Below are 18,312 nucleotides of genomic sequence, written 5' to 3'. Positions count from 1 at the left end.
TCATTTCTGGCCCACCAGGACGCGGTCCAGTCCGTACACCCGGTCCAGCAGCAGCATGGTCACGGCCGTCAGCGCGATCACCAGCGCGGACACGGCGGCCATCATGGGATCGATGGATTCGGTGGCGTACATGTACATGCGCACGGGCAGCGTGATGGTCGACGGCGCCGTGATGAACACCGACATGGTCAGTTCGTCGAAGCTGTTGATGAATGCCAGCAGCCAGCCGCCGGATACCCCGGGAATGATGAGCGGCAGGGTCACCGTAAAGAACACCGTGGCGCGGCTGGCGCCCAGCGACAGCGCGGCGTGCTCGATGGACCGGTCAAAGCCGACCAGCGCGCCGATCACCAGGCGCATCACGTAAGGCGTGATGACGACCACGTGGCTGGCGACCAGCCACGGAAAGCTGCCGGCCATGCCCATCAGCGCAAAGAAACGCAACAGCGCCACGCCCAGCACCAGGTGCGGGATCATCAGCGGCGACAGGAACAGGCCGTTGAGCACGTCGCGCCCCGGAAAGCGGTAGCGGGTGATGGCGATGGCCGCGGGCACGGCCAGGCACACGGCAATGCTGGCCGACAGGAACGCCAGCCACAGGCTGTTCTTGAACGCCTGCATGAAGTTGGGATGCTCGAATACCGCGTAAAACCAGCGCAGCGAGAAGCTTGTGGTGGGCACGGTAAGCGTCGAGTCCGGCGTGAACGCCACCAGGCACACGATGACCAGCGGCGCCAGCACGAAAGCCACCACCAGGAAGTTGAACGCCAGCGCGAAAGGACCGTTCTTCTGCATGTTCGATTCCTTGCGCGGCTCAGCCGAGGCTGCGGCGGTAAGAGCGTTCGACGACGCGGTTGTACGCCATCATGACGATCACGTTCACGATCAGCAGCACGATCGCGATGGCCGCGCCCAGCGGCCAGTTCAGCTCGGTCAGGAACTCGTCGTACACGACGGTGGCCACCATCTTCAGGCGACGTCCGCCCAGCAGCGCGGGAATCGCAAACGAGCTGGCCGACAGGCCGAAGACGATGAGGCTGCCCGACAGGATGCCCGGCATGGCCTGCGGCAGCACGATGCGCGTGAGCGTCTGAAAGCGCGAGGCGTTCAGCGACAGCGCCGCATGCTCGACAGTGGGGTCCAGCTTCTGCAGCGACGTCCAGACGGGGATCACCATGAAGGGCAGCATGACGTGCACCAGGCCGATGATGACGGCGGTGGGCGTGTACAGCAGCGTTCCCAGCCCTAACGCGGCGGCGGCCTTGCCCAGCGGTCCGCCCGGACCCAGCAGCATGCTCCAGCCAAACGCGCGCACCACCAGCGAGATCAGCAGCGGCGACAGCACCACCAGAAGGAAGATCGAGCGCCAGGGCTTGCCCATGCGCGAGAGGATGTAGGCTTCGGGCGCGCCGATCAGCACGCAGATCAGCGTGGTGACGCCGGCGATCCAGAAGGTGCGCCAGAAGATCTCGATGAAATAGCTGTCCGTGACCACGGCCAGGTAGTGCTCGAACGTGTGGCCCGGCTGGATGCCCGCGGCGTAATCGAACGGCCGGAAGGACAAGGCGAACGTCAGCGCCAGCGGCGTGAGCACCAGCGTGAGGAACACGAGCGCCAGTGGGATCGATCCCAGGATGGCGAGCAGGCCGTCGTTGCGCGGCTTGGGCAGGCTGGCGGCAGCGCCGCGTTGCGTGAGCGTCGCCATGTCAGTCCGCCGCCACCGCCGCGGCGGGCGCGCGCAGCACGCGCAGCACGCCGTCCGCCCAGTCCAGCCCGATGGCTTCGCCGTCGTCGTGCGGACGGCGGCCGTCGTTGGGCGTCAGGATGGTCAACGCCCCCACGGGCGAATCCAGGTCGTACATCCACTGGCTGCCCAGGAAGTAGCGCGTGTTGACCACACAGGCAAGCTTGCCTTGCCCGGACGGCACCGGCACCAGCTTTTCGGGCCGCAGCGACAACTGCACGCTGTCGCCGTGGCGCAGGCCTTCGCCGTCGACCAGGAGACTCAACGCGCCGGTCTGGACTTCTGCCTGCACGCCGCAGCGCGTCACGCGTCCGGCGAGCAGATTGGTCTTGCCCACGAAGCGCGAGATGAACTCGGTTTGCGGGTGCTCGTACATGCGATACGGCGCGTCCACCTGCGTGGCGCGGCCGTCCTGCATGACCACGACGCGATCGCTGATGGACAGGGCTTCGGCCTGATCGTGCGTGACCATGACGGTCGTGGTGCCGATCTTGCGCTGAATGCTGCGCAGTTCGAACTGCATGTCTTCGCGCAGCTTGGCATCCAGGTTGGACAGCGGCTCGTCCAGCAGCAGCACGGGCGGGCGGATCACCAGCGCGCGCGCCAGCGCCACGCGTTGCCGCTGGCCGCCCGACAGTTCGCGCGGGAAACGGTCCGCATGCTTGTCCAGCTTGACCAGCGCCAGCGCCTCGCGCACGCGGTCCTGGCGCTCGGCGCGTTCAACCTTGCGCATCTTCAGGCCGAAGGCGACGTTGTCGGTCACGGTCAGGTGCGGGAACAGCGCATAGCTCTGAAAAACGATGCCCAGCCCGCGCGTGTTGGGCTTGGCGTGCGTGATGTCGCGCCCGTCCAGCGTGATGGTGCCGCAGGTCACGTCGGCAAAGCCGGCAATCATCTGCAGCGTGGTGGTCTTGCCGCAACCGGAGGGGCCAAGCAGGGAGACGAACTCGCCCTTGTCGACCGACAGGTTCAGGTCCGAGACGACACGCAGGTCGCCATAGTTCTTGGAGACGTTGTCCAGCCGCAGAAATGCCATGTTCCACACCCCGTGACCCATCCGGGCCTTGCGCCGCCGGAGGGGTTTGCCCCCACCCCAGCTGCTTGATCGATGGGGGCAGTCTAGGAGGCGAGAAAATGCGGGGCAATTAGGGTTTTCCGAAGAATCGAATTTTTTATCTAATAATTCCGTTAGACTGAATTTCTTGATAAAAATACATTCGACTATTTTAATTATCGGAACTGAAGAATGAAGAAATCAGAAGCTTCGGAGGATTCCGCAGGCCAGGGCGTGCTGCAGCGGGCGTTCGCGGTGCTGCGCGTGCTGGCCGACGCCAAGGGCGAAAAGCTGCGCCTGACGGATATCGCCGCCCGCACGGGACAGGCGCAGGCCACGGTGCACCGGGTGCTGCAAGGACTCATGCAGGAGGGCGTGGTGGAGCAGCCGGCGCAAAGCAAGGGGTATCAGCTCAGCGTCGCCTTCTTTTCGCTGGCCGCGGCCGCCGGCACCCACCAGTCCAGCCTGCGCACCCTGTACCGTCCCGCCATGCTGCGGCTGTCCGGCATGCTCAACGACACCATTTTTCTGCTGGTGCGCAGCGGCTTTGACGCCGTCTGCGTCGACCGCGTGGATGGCGCATTTCCGGTGCGCTCGCACACGGGCGACATCGGCGGGCGCGTGCCGCTGGGCATGGGACAGGGCGGCCTGGTGCTGCTGGCCAGCTTGCCCGAGGCCGAGCGCGAAGAGGTCATGCGCTTCAACATTCCGCGCCTGCATCATCTGGGATTCGTGGACGAGATCTCGATGCGCGTGCGCATCAAGGAATGCCTGGAGCTGCGCTACGCGCGCAGCCAGGGGCAGGGCGTGTTTCCCAACATCGCGGGGCTGGCGGTGCCGGTCTACGATCCCAACGGCGTCACGGTCGCGGCGCTGAGCGTGGCCGCGCCCATCGAACGCATCAGCGATGAACGCCTGCCGCTGATCGTGGAAATGTTGCGGCGCGAGGCCGACGCGGTAGGTGCGCAGATCAATCCCTTCGATCCGGCGCTGCGCCGGCCCAGCCAGTTTCTGGGCACCGGCAACGGGGCCTAGCCAGCGCCGGCATCGGCGCGAAAAAAAACCCGGACATGCTGGCGGTCCGGGTTCTTGTCATGCGCGTCTGCAATCAGGTCGGGTACGTGCCCGGCAGCAGGATGCTGCGGTCGCCCGGCTCGATCGTGCGGCGGCCGCACAGCGCCATCGTCGTGTCCATCTCCTTGTACAGGATCTCCAGCACGCGGGTCACGCCGGCCTGGCCGTACGCGCCCAGCCCGTACAGGAACGCGCGGCCGATCATCGTGCCGCGCGCGCCCAGCGCCACCGCCTTCAGGATGTCCTGGCCGGAGCGGATGCCGCCGTCCATCCACACCTCGATCTTCGAACCCACGGCATCGGCAATGGCAGGCAAGGCCGCGATGGACGACATGGCGCCGTCCAGCTGGCGCCCGCCATGGTTGCTGACGATGAGCGCGTCGGCGCCGCTGTTGGCGGCGAGCTGCGCGTCTTCGACGTCAAGAATGCCCTTGATGATGAGCTTGCCGCCCCAACGCTGCTTGATCCATTCCACGTCGTCCCAGCTCAGGCGCGGATCAAATTGCTCGGCCGTCCAGGACGACAGCGACGACAGGTCGCTCACGCCCTTGGCGTGGCCGACGATGTTGCCGAAGGTGCGGCGCTTGGTGCCCAGCATGCCCATGCACCAGCGCGGCTTGGTCGCCAGGTTGATGAGGTTGCGCAGCGTGGGCTTGGGCGGCGTCGACAGGCCGTTCTTGATGTCCTTGTGGCGTTGGCCCAGGATCTGCAGGTCCAGCGTCAGCACCAGCGCCGAGCAGCCGGCGGCCTTGGCGCGGTCGATCAGGTTGCCCACGAACTCGCGGTCGCGCATCACGTAGAGCTGGAACCAGAACGGCTTGCCGGTGGCCTGCGCCACGTCTTCCAGCGAGCAGATGCTCATCGTGGACAGCGTGAAGGGCACGCCGAAATCGGCGGCGGCCTTGGCAGCCAGGATCTCGCCGTCGGCGTGCTGCATGCCGGTCAGGCCGGTGGGGGAAATCGCCAGCGGCATCACCACATCCTGGCCCACCATCGTGGTGCGCAGCGACCGGCCTTCCATGTTCACCGCCACGCGCTGGCGCAGCTTGATCTTGTGAAAGTCGCTTTCATTCGCGCGGTAGGTGCCTTCTGTCCAGGCGCCGGAATCGGCGTAGTCATAGAACATGCGCGGCACGCGCTTCTGCGCGACGACGCGCAAATCTTCGATGCAGGTGATCGTAGAAAGGTTAGCGGTCATGGAGTGTCTGTGGAGTGATAGGGGGGCGCCAGCGCCGCTCAGTATACGCGCCGGGGCCGGCAAGCGTCGCTTGCCGGCCCCGTTCGCCCCCCTGCGCAAAGACTCTACGGTCCCTGCACGCCCAGCCTTAGCGCGGCCACACCTTGCTGACCGCGCGGATGGTCGCCCATGCGACCCAGCGCGGGCTGGTCAGCCGCGCGCCTGGCAGCCGGCGCATCACGTCCACCGCCAGCCCGCCACGCTTGTGCCATTGCTTCTTGCGCGTCTGGCTGTCGGTCCAGCGGCCCTCCAGCCATGGGAATTCGCGGCGCCCGGGCTTATAGACCGGCGGCGTGTTGTAGATCAGGATGTACGCCAGCCGCGGCGTCGGCGACGTGTTGGGCCCCGTGAAGTGCAGCGTGCGCGCGTCGTGCACCGTGATGCCGCCCGGATCGAGCGGCTCGGCCACGGCCTGTTCGCGCGGAAAATCGCCGCAGCATTCCAGCGGATGCAGGCTCTTGTCGCCTCCCGGCGAACGGTGCTCCAGCACGTCCCATTTGTTCGAACCCGGCAGGAACTGCATGCAGCCGTTCTCGATGGTGGCCGGCTGCAGCGCCAGCCAGATGCTCAATTCGTTGTAGACGAAGTCCGGCGAACGGAACGCTTCGTCCTGATGCCACGGCGTCTCTGGTCCGTGCGGACCGGGCTTGAGCAACGCGTGCTCGCCATAGAGCGCCGCCTGCGGGCCCAGCAGCTGCCGCGCCAGTTCCAGCGTGCGTTCGTGGTAAACCGTCTTCAACAGGCCCGGGGCATAATGGCGCGGATCATGCAGACTGGGAAACTTGGCGGGCTTGGTCGGGTCGTCGCGGCTGACGAAGTCATACTGCGCGCCCTCGTTGTAACCCGTCTTGTTCGCGAACAAGTCCAGCAGCGTCCTGCGGATGTAGCCGACCTCATCCTGAGGGCACATGTCCTTCAAGGCCAGGTAGCCCTGATCCCTGTAGCGCGCTGTCTCGGCATCCGACAACAAACTGGTCTCTTCCATAATGGCTTCTCCAAGCTCTCGGTAATGGGTATTTCTAAGCTGGCACGTTTTGACATGTGCTCTAACGTATCGCTTCGAAGCCCGCCGGGCCTATAGACCATCCGCTGTAGCCGATTCCGCCTACGTATCTCGTGCGTGGCGGCGCATCATCCGAAGGAAAAACCATGCAAGACCCTAAGGCCGATTCCCATATCGAAACCGTCCACGTCACCGTCAGCGGCACGGTCCAAGGCGTGGGATACCGTCACGCGACGGTGCGGCGCGCCCACATGCTGGGCGCGAAGGGTTGGGTGCAGAACATGCTGGACGGCACGGTCGAGGCGCTGGTTCAGGGCACGCCCGACCAGGTGGACCATATGCTGGAATGGCTGCGGCGCGGTCCGCCCGGCGCGTCCGTGCAGGAAATCATCACGCGACGGGAGTACACCGATAAGCGTTACATCCGCTTCGAACAACTTTGAACAGCGCCGCCCTAGCCGGCACGATGTAATCCGGCCGGACGAGGCGGCCACGCCGCAAGGGCTGACGGCGTCAGCGCGAGCGCATCCAGCGTCCGCCGACCTGATTGATGACCAGCCCGGCCAGCACGCAGGCAGCGCCCAGCCATTGCAGCGGTTGCAGGCGCTCGCCGAAGGCCATGGACGCGGCCCACAGCCCCACCACCGGCACCAGCAGCGAGAACGGCGCAACCTTTGCGGCGGGGTGGCGCGACAGCAGCTGCGTCCACAACGTGTAGGCCAGCAGGGTCGCCAGCACCGCCAGGTACAGCACCGATAACGCCTCGCCCCAGCCGATGCCGGTCACCATGCCCATCACCGGCTCCCAGCCGTCGATCAGCACGGCCAGCACCAGGAAGGGCAGCACCGGCGCGGCGCTGCTCCAGGCAATGAATGCGAAGGGGTCGTAGCCGGGCGCCTTGCGGCTGGCCAGCCGCACGATCATGTTCGACACCGCCCACATGAACGCGGCGCCAAGCGTCAGCACAAAGCCCAGCATCGTCATCTGCCCGGGCCCTTCGCCGCGCCCCCCGGCAATGACGGCCAGACCCATCGCCGCCACGCCAAGACCGAACCAGTGATGCCGGCGCGCCCGTTCATGCAGGACCGGCGCGGCCAGCAGCAGCGTGAAGAACGCCTGGGTCTGGATGACGAGCGAGGCCATGCCCGCCGGCATGCCGAAGTTCAACGCGGTAAACAGCAGGCCAAACTGGCCCAGCCCCTGGACCAGCCCGTAGGCCGCGACCCAGTGCCACGGCAGCCGCGGCATGCGCACGAAAAGGATCAGGGGGAAGGCCGCCAGCGCGAATCGCAACGCGCCCAGCATCATGGGAGACAGGCCCCGCATGCCGACCTTCATGACGACGAAATTCAGGCCCCAGATGACCACCACCGCAAGGGCGCAGAAATAGTCTTTTCGGGAAAGATGAGTGGGGGTGGACATGCGGGGCATTATCGCATCGCCCACCCCAAAGCCGGCTGAATCAGCGCGCGTTCAGCACCGCGGCAAACGCCTGGACGGCCACATCGATATCGGCATCGCCGATATGCCGATGCGTGACGCAACGCAGCCGCGTGCGGCCCCAGGGGCGCGTCAGCACACCTTGCGCCTGCAGGGCCGAGACCCACTGCGCGTTGGTCATGCCGGTATCCGCGGTCTCGACCTGCACGATGTTGGTTTGCGGCACCGTGGCCGTCAGCGCCGGGGCCAGTTTGTTGATGCCGTCGCTCAGGCGGCGCGCCCGCACGTGGTCTTCGGCCAGCCGGCCGCTCATGTGCTGCACGCCCTCCAGGCCCGCGGCGGCCATGATGCCGGATTGGCGCTGCGTGCCGCCCAACATGCGGCGCAGCGAGCGCGCCTTGGCCACCACGGCCTGGCTGCCGGCCAGCACCGCGCCCACCGGCGCGCTCAGGCCCTTGGACAAGCACAGCGACACCGTGTCGGTGTGGCGGGTGATCTCGCTGGCCGGCACGCCCAGCGCCACGGCCGCGTTGAACAGCCGCGCCCCGTCCAGGTGCACCGGCACGCCGCCCGCGCGCGCCATGTCGTACACAGCCTGCATGTGGTCCAGCGGCAGCACGGTGCCGCCCGCGTTGTTGTGGGACGTCTCCATCGCCACCAGCGCGGTCTTGAGCCGGTGCCCGCCGGTCAGCAGCGCGTCCTCGAGCCGGTTCAGGTCCATCGCGCCCGCGGTGCCCGGCACGCCTTGATAGAACAGCCCCGTGAACGTGGCCGCGCCGCGTTCGGACGTGTACATGTGGGCGGTCGATTCCAGCGCCACCTGTTCGCTGCGCTGGGTCTGCGCCAGCACGGCCAGCAGGTTGGCCATCGTGCAGCTCGGCACGAACAGGCCCGCTTCCTTGCCCAGGCTGGCCGCCACACAGGCTTCCAGCTCGCGCACGGTGGGATCACCGTCCAGGCCGTCGTCGCCGATGGGGGCGGTGCGCATCCGCTCGTACATGGCCGCGGTCGGGTGGGTGACCGTGTCGCTGCGCAGGTCGACGGGCGGTGGGGGAGGTTCGGCGGGGGTCCGCTGGGTCATGGCGTTCAGTGCTGCAGAATTTTGGAAAGAAACTGGCGCGTGCGCGGGGCACGTTCCTCGACGTTGCCGAAGAACTGCTCCTTCTGGCAGTCCTCGACGATCTTGCCGCCGTCCATGAATATCACACGGTCGGCGACGCGGCGCGCGAATCCCATCTCGTGGGTCACCACCATCATGGTCATGCCTTCGCCCGCCAGGTCGGTCATCACGTCCAGCACCTCGTTGACCATCTCCGGGTCCAGCGCCGACGTGGGTTCGTCAAACAGCATCACGACCGGGTCCATCGACAGCGCGCGCGCAATCGCCACGCGCTGCTGCTGGCCGCCCGACAGTTCACCGGGATGCTTGTCCTTGTGCGCCGACAGGCCCACGCGCTCGAGCAGGGCAAGCGCGCGCTGGCGCGCTTCGTCCTTGCCGCGCTTGAGCACCTTGATTTGCCCCAGGCACAGGTTTTCGGTCACCGACAGGTGCGGGAACAGCTCGAAGTGCTGGAACACCATGCCGGCCACGGCGCGCAGCTTGGGCAGGTTGGTGCGCGGATCGCCCACGGACACGCCGTTCACCACGATTTCGCCCTTCTGGAAGGGCTCGAGCGCGTTCACGGTCTTGATGAGCGTCGACTTGCCCGATCCCGACGGACCGCACACCACCACGACCTCGCCGCGGCGCACCGTGGTCGAGCATTCGTCCAGCACCTGGAAGTCGCCGTACCACTTGCTGACCTGGCGAATCTCGATCATCGGAGGATTGGAAGAGAGTTGCATCGTTGAACCTGTGGATAACGTGGACGGCTCAGCGCAGCACGCGCGTGCGCTTTTCCAGATGCTTGACCAGACGCGATGCCGTGAAGCAAATCACGAAATACACCACCGCCACGAAGAGATAGAGTTCGACCAGCCGTCCGTCGCGCTGGCCGATCTTGGACGCCGCGCCCAGGAAGTCGGTCAGCGACAGCACGTAGACCAGCGAGGTGTCCTGAAACAGGATGATGACGCGCGTGAGCAGCGCCGGCACCATGTTGCGCAGCGCCTGCGGCAGCACGACATACCGCATGCCTTGCCAATGGTTCAGGCCCAGCGCCATGCTGGCCGACACCTGGCCGCGTGCGATGGACTGGATGCCGGCGCGCATGATCTCGCAGAAGTACGCGGCCTCGAACAGCGTGAACGTGATCACCGCCGAATTGAACGCCCCCACACGCAGCGGCGTGGGCGATCCCACGACCCATGCCGCGATGTACGGCATCAGGAAGTAGAACCAGAAGATCACCAAGAGAAGCGGGATGGACCGCATCACGTTCACGTAGATGCCCGCCGGCACCGACAGGATCTTGTAGCGCGACAGCCGCATCATCGCCAGAAGCGTGCCCAGCGCCAGCCCCATCACCGCCGCCAGCACGGTCAGGGTCAGCGTGAACGTCATGCCGGTCTGGAACAGGTACGGCAGCGCGCCCCAGATCACATCGAAATCGAATTTGCCCATGCTAGCGCCCCGATCCCGCAGGCGACTTTGCCGACGCACCGATCAGGCCGGGCACCGCCACGCGGCGCTCGAGCGTGCGCATCCCCAGCACGACGATGCCGTTCAGAATCAGGTAGATCACGGTCGCGGCCGAAAACGCCTCGAAGATGTGAAAGCTGAACTCCGCCATCGAGCGCGCCTGTCCGGTGAGCTCCAACAGGCCGATGGTCAGCGCCACCGACGAATACTTGATCGTGCCCATGAACTCCGAGGTCAGTGGCGGCAGCACGATGCGATAGGCCTCGGGCAGGATGATGTGGCGATAGACCTGCGCCTCGGTCAGCCCCAGGGCGGTCCCCGCCTGAAACTGGCCCCGCGGCAGCGACTGGATGCCGGCGCGCAATTGCTCGGCCACGCGCGCCGACCCGTAAAAACCCAGGCACAGCACCGCAGGCACGAACTGCCCCCACGGCTGCGGCATCTGCTTCATCGCCAGGCCCCAGGCATGCGGCAGCAATTCGGGCAGCACGAAATACCACAGGAACATCTGCACCAGCAGCGGGATATTGCGAAACAGTTCCACGTACGTGGCGCCGATGGCATTCATCAGGCGCGACTGCACCGTGCGCATCACGCCCAGCCAGGATCCCAGCAGCAGCGAAAACACCCACGCCGTCAACGCCAGCGCAAGCGTCCAGCCCACGCCGATCAGGATCGTCTCCAGGAAGGTATGCACGCCGTCCGGCGACATCTCCAGGAAGACGCTCCAACTCCAGTTGTAATTCATGCCCTCGCCCTTGATCGCGGCGCCGGTCGCTGCCGGCGTCCTTGCCCCTTCATGCGCCGCGGGCGCGCGCTGCGCCCCGCGGCATGCTGCTTACTCGTAGGCTTTGGGATCGCCCGAGTCGGTGGGGTTGGCCAACGCGCGCTTGAGCGCGTCGCTCATGGGGTACTTCAGGTTGATCTGCTTGGGCGGGATCGGCGAATTGAAGTACTTGTCGTACAGCGCGGCGACCTTGCCGGTCTTCATGAGATCGATCACGGCGTCGTCAACGACCTTCTTGAACTTCGGATCATCCTTGGGCTCCATGATGCCGTAGGGCGCCATTTCCAGGCCCTTCTTGCCGATCACGAACGCATCCGGGTTCTTGGACGACGCGACCGCGCCGTAGGCGATGCCGTCGTCGTTGGCCGAACCGGCCGCGCGGCCCGATTCCACCATCAGGATGGTTTCGGCGGTGTCCTTGGTGGGCGCCATCGAAATGCCCAGGTTGCCCTGCGCATTCAGTTGCGAGATCAGCTTGAACGTCTGGCCGCCGGCCTGCGCCGCAATGGTCTTGCCGCGGAACGAGGACAGGTCATTGGGGTCCACGCCGCCGTCCTTGCGCGCCACCAGCACCACTTGCGCCACGAAGGTCGTGGGCGCGAACGACACCAGCTTGTGGCGCGCTTCGTTGTTGGTGGTGTTGCCGCATTCCAGATCGATCGTGCCGTTGGCCAGCAGCGGGATGCGCGTGGCCGACGTCGTCGGGTTGTAGCGCACTTCCAGCTTGGGCAGCTTCAGCGCCGCTTGCACGTACTTGGCGACTTCCTGGCAGATCTCGACCGTGTAGCCAATGGGCTTCTGATTGCCGTCCAGGTACGCGAACGGCACCGACGTCTCGGGGTGGCCGAGCGTGATGACGCCGGTTTCCCGGATCTTGTCCAGACGGCTGGGACCTTCGGCATGAGCCGTCGCGGCGCTGCCCAGAAGGGTGGCGACGACGGAGATCGCGGCAAGTGCTTTCATCTGATTCCCTTGGCGCCGTGCGTGCGGCGCGTGTTTATGTTCACGATCGGCGGATCCAGGCTTGCTGGTGACCGCCGCGTCCCGCGATGAGCCCCGCGGCTGGCAAAAAGTATCAACTAGCAGTATGGTTTTATCCAGTTCCAATCAGGTATTCCTCTATACGGATTTGACATGGCCATTACTCGCATGGGCTTGCGACACATTGAGGCGTTTCGCGCCGTCATGATGACCGGATCCATGACCGCTGCGGCGCGCCGGGTGCATACCTCGCAGCCGCACGTTAGCCGCTTAATTGCGCAATTGGAAGCCATCACCCAGTTTCCCCTCTTCGACCGCAACGGCAGCCGGCTCAGTCCAACCCAGGACGGGTCCCGCTTCTTTCAGGAGGTGGAAAAGACCTTCATCGGCCTGGCCGGCCTGGAGTCGGCGGCGGCCAGCATCCGCTCGTTCAGCGCCAGCCGACTGAGCGTGGCCGCCATGCCGCGCCTGGCGGGCGGCCTCTTGGCGCGCATCGTGGCTGCCTTTAAGACCGAGTACCCGGAAGTCATGGTGGCGATCCACTCGGGCAACGCCAGCACGGTCCACAACTGGATCAGTTCGGGCTTCTGCGACACCGGCCTGGCCATGCTGTCGGGCGAAACCCCCGGCATCCAGGTCGAACCCGTCCTCACGATGAGCTGCGTGGCCGTGCTGCCGCGCGGACACCGCCTGACCAAACTGAAAAAGCTCAAGCCCGCCGACTTCGCCGGCGAGCCCTTCATCGCCTTTCCCAGCGGCACGCCGCTGCGCGAAAAGATCGACGCCGTCTTCAAGTCCGCCAAGGTCGAACGCCACACGGTGGCCGAGGCCGGACTGGGTTCGTCGGTCTGCGCGCTGGTGGGCGCGGGCCTGGGCGTGGCGCTGATCAACCCGCTGGCCGCACGCGAGGAATACGAAGCCAACGGCGTGGAAGTCCGGCCCTTCAGCCCGGCAGTGCCGGTCACGGTGGCGCTGCTATATCCGCCGTATCACACGCGCACCCGGCTGGTCAGCGTATTTTCACGCTACGCGCATCAGCTCATGCTGGAGGAAATGGGAGACCTGAAGGCGCGGCCGCCCAGGTAGAAGGGCGCTACGGCGGGACGCCAGGGCCAGGTAAGCCAGGTGACAGGTAGGCCAGGTGTCTGACACCCGCTGAGGCACTGCCGCAAACCAACGACGGTCTCCCCAGGGTGTCAGACACCGTTGCAGCAAGTCTGGAAGACTGTCGAGACCACAAAACCAAAGGCCAGCCCTCTCGGGCTGGCCTTCGGTGACCCAAGCAGGCGTGCGATCAGGCGTCGATGTTGCCCGCCGACAGCGCATGCGTTTCGATGAAGTTGCGGCGCGGTTCGACGTCGTCGCCCATCAGCGTGGTGAAGACCTCGTCGGCCGCGATGGCGTCCTCGATCTGCACGCGCAGCAAGCGGCGCACCTTCGGGTCCATCGTGGTTTCCCACAGCTGCTCGGGGTTCATTTCACCCAGACCCTTGTAGCGCTGCTTGGAGATGCTGCGGTCGGCTTCGCTGCGCAGCCATTGCATGGCCTCGCGGAAGTCGGACACCGGCTGCTCCTTGCGCTTGTCGCCTTCGCCGCGAGCGGCCAGCGAGCGCGGACCGACCTTGCCCAGGAAGCTCTTGGCGGCCTTGGACAGGATGGCGTAATCCGAGCCATTGATGAAGTCGGCATCGATGATGCTGACGCGCACGTTGCCGTGATGCATGCGCTGCACGGACAGGCGATGGCGTTCGGTGGCCTCGTCGAATTGCGGCACGACTTCGACGCCGTTGCCGTTGATGGGATCGCGCATGGCGTCGGCCAACCGCTTGGCGGAGTCGGCGGCGGACTCGGCCGTGTCCAGGTTGATCTCCACGCCTTCGGCCATGGCCGACAGCGCGCCCACGTCGAAGACGCGCGACAGACGGGCGATGACGCCGTCGGCCGCCACGTACTGGCGGGCCAGGTCGTTCAGCTCTTCGCCGCGGATGATGTTGCCGCCCGAGATGATCTCGGCGTCCTTCAGGGCGAGCGTCAGCATGAACTGCGCTTCTTCCTGGTCATCCTTCAGATAGCGCTCTTCGCGGCCAACCTTGACCTTGTAGAGCGGCGGCTGGGCGATGTACACATAGCCGCGCTGCACCAGCTCGGGCATCTGGCGGTACAGCAGCGTGAGCAGCAGGGTGCGGATGTGCGCGCCGTCGACGTCCGCGTCAGTCATGATGATGAGGCGGTGGTAGCGCAGCTTGTCCACGTTGAAGTCCGGACCGATGCTGGTGCCCAGCGCCGTGATCAGCGTGGCGATCTGTTCGCTGGCGATCAGGCGGTCAAAGCGTGCCTTCTCGACGTTCAGCACCTTGCCGCGCAGCGGCAGGATGGCCTGGAACTTGCGGTCGCGGCCTTGCTTGGCCGAGCCGCCTGCGGAGTCGCCCTCGACGATGTACAGCTCGCACAGCGCGGGGTCCTTCTCCTGGCAGTCGGCCAGCTTGCCGGGCAGGCCGGCGCCTTCCAGCACGCTCTTGCGGCGCGTCATCTCGCGCGCCTTGCGCGCGGCTTCGCGGGCGCGGGCGGCCTCGACGATCTTGTTGCACAGGGCCTTGGCGTCGTTCGGGTGTTCGAGCAGCCAGGTTTCCAGCGTGCGGGCCACGGCTTCTTCAACGGCCGGACGCACTTCGCTGGACACCAGCTTGTCCTTGGTCTGGCTGCTGAACTTGGGCTCGGGCACCTTCACCGACAGCACGCAGGCCAGGCCTTCGCGCATGTCATCGCCGGACGTCTCGACCTTGGCCTTCTTGGCCAGTTCGTTGTCGGTGATGTACTTGTTGATGATGCGCGTCATCGCGGCGCGCAGGCCGGTCAGGTGCGAACCGCCGTCGCGCTGCGGGATGTTGTTGGTAAAGCACAGCACGCTTTCGCTGTAGCTGTCGTTCCACTGCATCGCCACTTCCACGCCCACCGGCACGCCGCCGGCCGCCGATTCCGTGGTGACCGAAAACACGTTCGGATGCAGCACGGTCTTGGCGCGGTTGATGTATTCGACGAAACCCTTCACGCCGCCCGAGAAGGCGAAGTTCTCTTCCTTGCCCTGGCGCTGGTCGATCAGGCGGATCTTGACGCCGTTGTTCAGGAACGAGAGCTCGCGCAGGCGCTTGGAGAGGATCTCGTAGTGGTATTCGATGTTGTTGAAGATGATCGGATCGGCCAAAAAGCGCACTTCGGTGCCGCGCTTGTCGGTCGTGCCGGTCACGGCCAGGGGCGCCACGCGCTCGCCCTGGCGGAATTCCATCTGGTGCACCTGGCCGTTGCGGCGGATGGTGAGACGCAGCCATTCGGACAGTGCGTTCACGCAGGACACGCCCACGCCGTGCAGGCCGCCGGACACCTTGTACGAGTTCTGGTCGAACTTGCCGCCGGCGTGCAGTTCGGTCATGACGATTTCGGCCGCGCTGCGGTGGAACTCGTCGTCCTTGTGGATATCGGTCGGGATGCCGCGGCCGTTGTCCGTGACGGAAATGGAATTGTCGGTGTGGATGGTTACGACGATATCGTCGCAATAGCCGGCCAGGGCTTCGTCGATGGCGTTATCGACGACCTCAAACACCATGTGGTGCAGGCCCGTGCCGTCGGACGTGTCGCCGATGTACATGCCGGGGCGCTTGCGCACGGCCTCCAGCCCCTTGAGCATCTTGATCGAGTCAGCGCCGTAGCCGCTGGTCTCGGGAGTGGTGTTCTGCTGATCTGACATGTCTGTATCGATAACGCTTTAAAGAACGGCCTGGCGGCCGGACCGCCCGCGGACCAACCGGTCCGCAAGCGGCACAAACCCACGGGGGAGTGCGGATCAGATCCGCATGGGCATGACGACGTACTTGAACTGGTCGTCTTCGGGCAGGGTGATGAGCGCCGACGCGTTGGCATCGGGCATGACCGACCACTGGATGTTGTCGACCTTCACGTTGGACAGCACGTCGAGCAGGTAGCCGACGTTAAAGCCCACGTCCAGCGCTTCATGGCTGTAGTCGATGTCGATTTCTTCCTGCGCCTCTTCCTGCTCGGCGTTCGAGGACGAGATCTTCATCTGGTTCTGCGCCAGTTGCAGGCGCACGCCCTTGAACTTGTCCGTGGTCAGGATGGCGGCGCGCTGCAGGCTGCCCTGAAGCGCTTCGCGGCCGACGAGGAAATGGCGCGTGTAGTTCGTGGGAATCACGCGCGTGAAATCGGGGAACTTGCCTTCGACCAGCTTGGACACCAGCTCGACGTCGCCGAAACGGAAACGGATCTGGCCCGGCGCCACGTCGATGGAGACGGTCTCGTCGGAGTCTTCCAGCAGGCGCTGCATTTCCAGCACGGTCTTGCGCGGCACGATGACTTCGTGGCGCTCGGCGATGCCCTCGGCTTCGGTCGAGCAGTGCGCCAGGCGGTGACCGTCGGTGGCCACGGCGCGCACGCGGCCCGGTTCAAACACCAGCAGCATGCCGTTCAGGTAGTAGCGGATGTCCTGCTGGGCCATGGCGAAATGCACCATGTTGAACAGGTGGCGCAGGGTGCGCTGCGGCATGGTCAGCGACACATCCCACTGCTCGGGCTGAGCGACGGTGGGGAATTCACTGGCGGCCAGCGTCTGCAGCGCAAAGCGGCTCTTGGCGGACTGCACCGACAACTTGTTGCTGGCCAGGGCCAGGCGCACGTCGCCGGTATCGGGCAGGGCTTTCAGGATGTCCAGCAGCTTGCGCGCGGCCACCGTGGTGGACTCGTTGTCCTGGCCGACACCAAAGTCGGCGTGCGTGGTGATCTGCACTTCCAGGTCGGTCGCAATGAAGGCAACCTTGTTGCCTTCCTTGCGCATCAGGATGTTCGCAAGAATGGGCAGGGTATGGCGTCTTTCGACGATGCCCGCCACAGTCGACAGCGGTTTCAGCAATGCATCGCGTGTGGTTTGTACGAGTTGCATGTTCATCCTTTTAGAGTTTGTTCCAACACGTGCAGGGTATGGTTGAGCTCCGCTTGCTTGGCGCGGGCATCGGAAATCTTGCGAACGGCGTGCAGCACCGTGGTGTGATCACGGCCGCCGAATAAATCGCCGATTTCCGGCAGGCTTTTCTGGGTCAGCTCCTTGGCCAGGTACATCGCGACCTGGCGCGGCAAGGCGATATTGGCCGGCCGGCGTTTCGAGTACATGTCGGCGACCTTGATCTTGTAGAAGTCCGCCACCGTCTTCTGGATGTTTTCGACGGTGATCTGGCCGTTGGACACCGACAGCAGATCCTTCAGCGCTTCCTTGCAGACATCGACCGTCAGCACATCGCGGCCGTGGAATCGCGCATAGGCAAGCACCTTGCGCAGCGCGCCTTCCAGTTCGCGCACGTTGCTGCGCAGATGCTTGGCGATGAAGAAGGCCACTTCCTCGGGCATGGGCACGCCTTCGGACTCGGCCTTGCGCAGCAGAATCGCCACGCGCATTTCCAGTTCCGGCGGCTCGATGGCCACCGTCAGGCCCGAGTCGAAGCGCGAAATCAGGCGGCTGTCGATGCCGGACAGTTCCTTCGGGTACGTATCGCTGGTGATGATGATCTGCTTGCGCTGCGCAACCATCGCCTCGAACGCGTAGAAGAATTCTTCCTGCGTGCGGTTCTTGCCGGAGAAGAACTGGATATCGTCGATCAGCAGCAGATCGAGCGAATGGTAGTAACGCTTGAAATCGTCGAACGCCTTGCGCTGATAGGCCTTCACCACGTCGGACACGTACTGGTCCGCGTGCACGTAGCGCACGCGCACCCCGGTGCCCGCCGCGACCATGGCGTTGCCAATGGCGTGGATCAGGTGGGTCTTGCCCAGGCCGACGCCGCCATACAGGAACAGCGGGTTGTACGAGGTGCCCGGGTTTTCAGCGACCTGCAGCGCGGCGGCGCGCGCGAGCTGGTTGGCCTTACCGGTCACGAAGTTCTCGAACGTGAGGTCGGTGTTCAGGCGCGACCGCTCGTACACGATGTTGGCGGCGTCCGCGTTCACGGCCTGCGCAGCCGCGGTCGTGGCGGGCGCCGGCGACGCGGTCGTCACGGTGACGGTCACAGGCGGCGCGGCGCCGGAGGGAGGAGCAGCGGACAGGTGCGGTTGCTGGGCGGGCTGCTGGGCGCGCACGGGCGCAACCGGCATGCGCGGCGCGGCGCCGTGCGAAGGCAGCTCGAACAGAACCTGCACCGGACGCTTGAACCACTCCGCGGCCAACGCTTCGATCTGGTGGGAAAAGTTCTTGCGCACCCAGTCCAGCTTGAAGCGGTTGGGCGCGGCAACGCGCAGCACCGCCTGCGTTTCGTCGTACGCAAGCGGGACCAGCGGTCGTATCCACGCGCTGATTTGTTGGGGGGGGAGTTCCTGCTCAAGACGACTGACGCAGGTCTGCCAGAATTCTTTCAT

Annotated in this window: 17 protein-coding genes; 3 read left to right on the top strand and 14 right to left on the bottom strand. The window is 65.3% G+C overall.

Going from position 1 to position 18,312, the window contains the following annotated elements; genetic code table 11:
• Genes QEP15_RS00085 through QEP15_RS00075 form a run of 3 tightly spaced genes read right to left on the bottom strand, consistent with a single transcriptional unit; the run spans position 1 to position 2,780 of the window.
• Positions 1 to 795 (bottom strand): ABC transporter permease, encoded by a 795-nt coding sequence (locus QEP15_RS00085; protein ID WP_056327659.1) that lies wholly within the window; start codon positions 793 to 795, stop codon positions 1 to 3.
• Positions 796 to 814: 19 nt separating this feature from the next.
• Positions 815 to 1,705 (bottom strand): ABC transporter permease, encoded by an 891-nt coding sequence (locus QEP15_RS00080; RefSeq protein WP_056327658.1) that lies wholly within the window; start codon positions 1,703 to 1,705, stop codon positions 815 to 817.
• A 1-nt stretch (position 1,706) separates the two neighbouring features.
• Positions 1,707 to 2,780: an ABC transporter ATP-binding protein gene (locus QEP15_RS00075; RefSeq protein ID WP_175157307.1), complete on the bottom strand. Its 1,074-nt coding sequence runs from the start codon at positions 2,778 to 2,780 to the stop codon at positions 1,707 to 1,709.
• Between the two features lie 210 nt (positions 2,781 to 2,990).
• Between QEP15_RS00075 and QEP15_RS00070 the strand changes: the two genes are divergently transcribed.
• A complete protein-coding gene (locus QEP15_RS00070; RefSeq protein ID WP_128829685.1) occupies positions 2,991 to 3,833 on the top strand; it encodes an IclR family transcriptional regulator in 843 nt (280 codons plus the stop codon).
• Between the two features lie 73 nt (positions 3,834 to 3,906).
• On the opposite strand, the gene QEP15_RS00065 is transcribed toward QEP15_RS00070, so the two are convergent.
• Entirely contained in the window at positions 3,907 to 5,070 is a 1,164-nt protein-coding gene (locus tag QEP15_RS00065) for an alpha-hydroxy acid oxidase (RefSeq protein ID WP_056327655.1), read from the bottom strand.
• 127 nt (positions 5,071 to 5,197) lie between these two features.
• Positions 5,198 to 6,094, bottom strand: coding sequence for a phytanoyl-CoA dioxygenase family protein (locus QEP15_RS00060; protein ID WP_280148268.1), 897 nt, complete (start codon positions 6,092 to 6,094; stop codon positions 5,198 to 5,200).
• 164 nt (positions 6,095 to 6,258) lie between these two features.
• On the opposite strand from QEP15_RS00060, the gene QEP15_RS00055 reads away from it, so the two are divergent.
• The gene (locus tag QEP15_RS00055) at positions 6,259 to 6,555 is read left to right on the top strand and encodes an acylphosphatase (protein ID WP_056327653.1); all 297 of its coding nucleotides are present in this window, start codon (positions 6,259 to 6,261) and stop codon (positions 6,553 to 6,555) included.
• Positions 6,556 to 6,625: 70 nt separating this feature from the next.
• Here QEP15_RS00055 and QEP15_RS00050 read toward each other — a convergent pair whose 3' ends face one another.
• The 6 genes from QEP15_RS00050 to QEP15_RS00025 all read right to left on the bottom strand — a co-directional run bounded on the left by QEP15_RS00050 (position 6,626) and on the right by QEP15_RS00025 (position 11,883).
• Entirely contained in the window at positions 6,626 to 7,534 is a 909-nt protein-coding gene (locus QEP15_RS00050) for an EamA family transporter (RefSeq protein WP_152383050.1), read from the bottom strand.
• Between the two features lie 40 nt (positions 7,535 to 7,574).
• The gene (locus QEP15_RS00045; protein ID WP_280148267.1) at positions 7,575 to 8,633 is read right to left on the bottom strand and encodes a threonine aldolase family protein; all 1,059 of its coding nucleotides are present in this window, start codon (positions 8,631 to 8,633) and stop codon (positions 7,575 to 7,577) included.
• A 5-nt stretch (positions 8,634 to 8,638) separates the two neighbouring features.
• Positions 8,639 to 9,373: an amino acid ABC transporter ATP-binding protein gene (locus QEP15_RS00040; RefSeq protein ID WP_056327650.1), complete on the bottom strand. Its 735-nt coding sequence runs from the start codon at positions 9,371 to 9,373 to the stop codon at positions 8,639 to 8,641.
• A gap of 52 nt (positions 9,374 to 9,425) precedes the next feature.
• Positions 9,426 to 10,115 carry an amino acid ABC transporter permease gene (locus QEP15_RS00035; RefSeq protein WP_056327649.1) on the bottom strand — a complete coding sequence of 230 codons (690 nt, stop codon included), beginning with the start codon at positions 10,113 to 10,115 and terminating at the stop codon, positions 9,426 to 9,428.
• A 1-nt stretch (position 10,116) separates the two neighbouring features.
• Entirely contained in the window at positions 10,117 to 10,881 is a 765-nt protein-coding gene (locus QEP15_RS00030; RefSeq protein ID WP_175157303.1) for an amino acid ABC transporter permease, read from the bottom strand.
• A gap of 90 nt (positions 10,882 to 10,971) precedes the next feature.
• Complete coding sequence (locus QEP15_RS00025; protein ID WP_152383047.1) at positions 10,972 to 11,883, bottom strand: amino acid ABC transporter substrate-binding protein; 912 nt, start codon at positions 11,881 to 11,883, stop codon at positions 10,972 to 10,974.
• A gap of 171 nt (positions 11,884 to 12,054) precedes the next feature.
• On the opposite strand from QEP15_RS00025, the gene QEP15_RS00020 reads away from it, so the two are divergent.
• Positions 12,055 to 12,987 carry a LysR substrate-binding domain-containing protein gene (locus tag QEP15_RS00020; protein ID WP_280148266.1) on the top strand — a complete coding sequence of 311 codons (933 nt, stop codon included), beginning with the start codon at positions 12,055 to 12,057 and terminating at the stop codon, positions 12,985 to 12,987.
• Positions 12,988 to 13,195: 208 nt separating this feature from the next.
• On the opposite strand, the gene gyrB is transcribed toward QEP15_RS00020, so the two are convergent.
• The 3 genes from gyrB to dnaA all read right to left on the bottom strand — a co-directional run bounded on the left by gyrB (position 13,196) and on the right by dnaA (position 18,312).
• Complete coding sequence (gene gyrB / locus QEP15_RS00015; protein WP_152383046.1) at positions 13,196 to 15,643, bottom strand: DNA topoisomerase (ATP-hydrolyzing) subunit B; 2,448 nt, start codon at positions 15,641 to 15,643, stop codon at positions 13,196 to 13,198.
• 96 nt (positions 15,644 to 15,739) lie between these two features.
• Positions 15,740 to 16,849, bottom strand: a complete 1,110-nt coding sequence (dnaN, locus tag QEP15_RS00010) for a DNA polymerase III subunit beta (RefSeq protein WP_280148265.1) — start codon at positions 16,847 to 16,849, stop codon at positions 15,740 to 15,742.
• A 2-nt stretch (positions 16,850 to 16,851) separates the two neighbouring features.
• A complete protein-coding gene (dnaA, locus tag QEP15_RS00005) occupies positions 16,852 to 18,312 on the bottom strand; it encodes a chromosomal replication initiator protein DnaA (RefSeq protein WP_226847632.1) in 1,461 nt (486 codons plus the stop codon).

It is taken from the genome of Achromobacter mucicolens, assembly GCF_029866465.1.
In the GTDB taxonomy this organism is placed as follows: domain Bacteria; phylum Pseudomonadota; class Gammaproteobacteria; order Burkholderiales; family Burkholderiaceae_B; genus Achromobacter; species Achromobacter mucicolens.
Note: the sequence above shows the minus strand (reverse complement) of the source record. Positions and strands in the feature narration are given on the sequence as shown.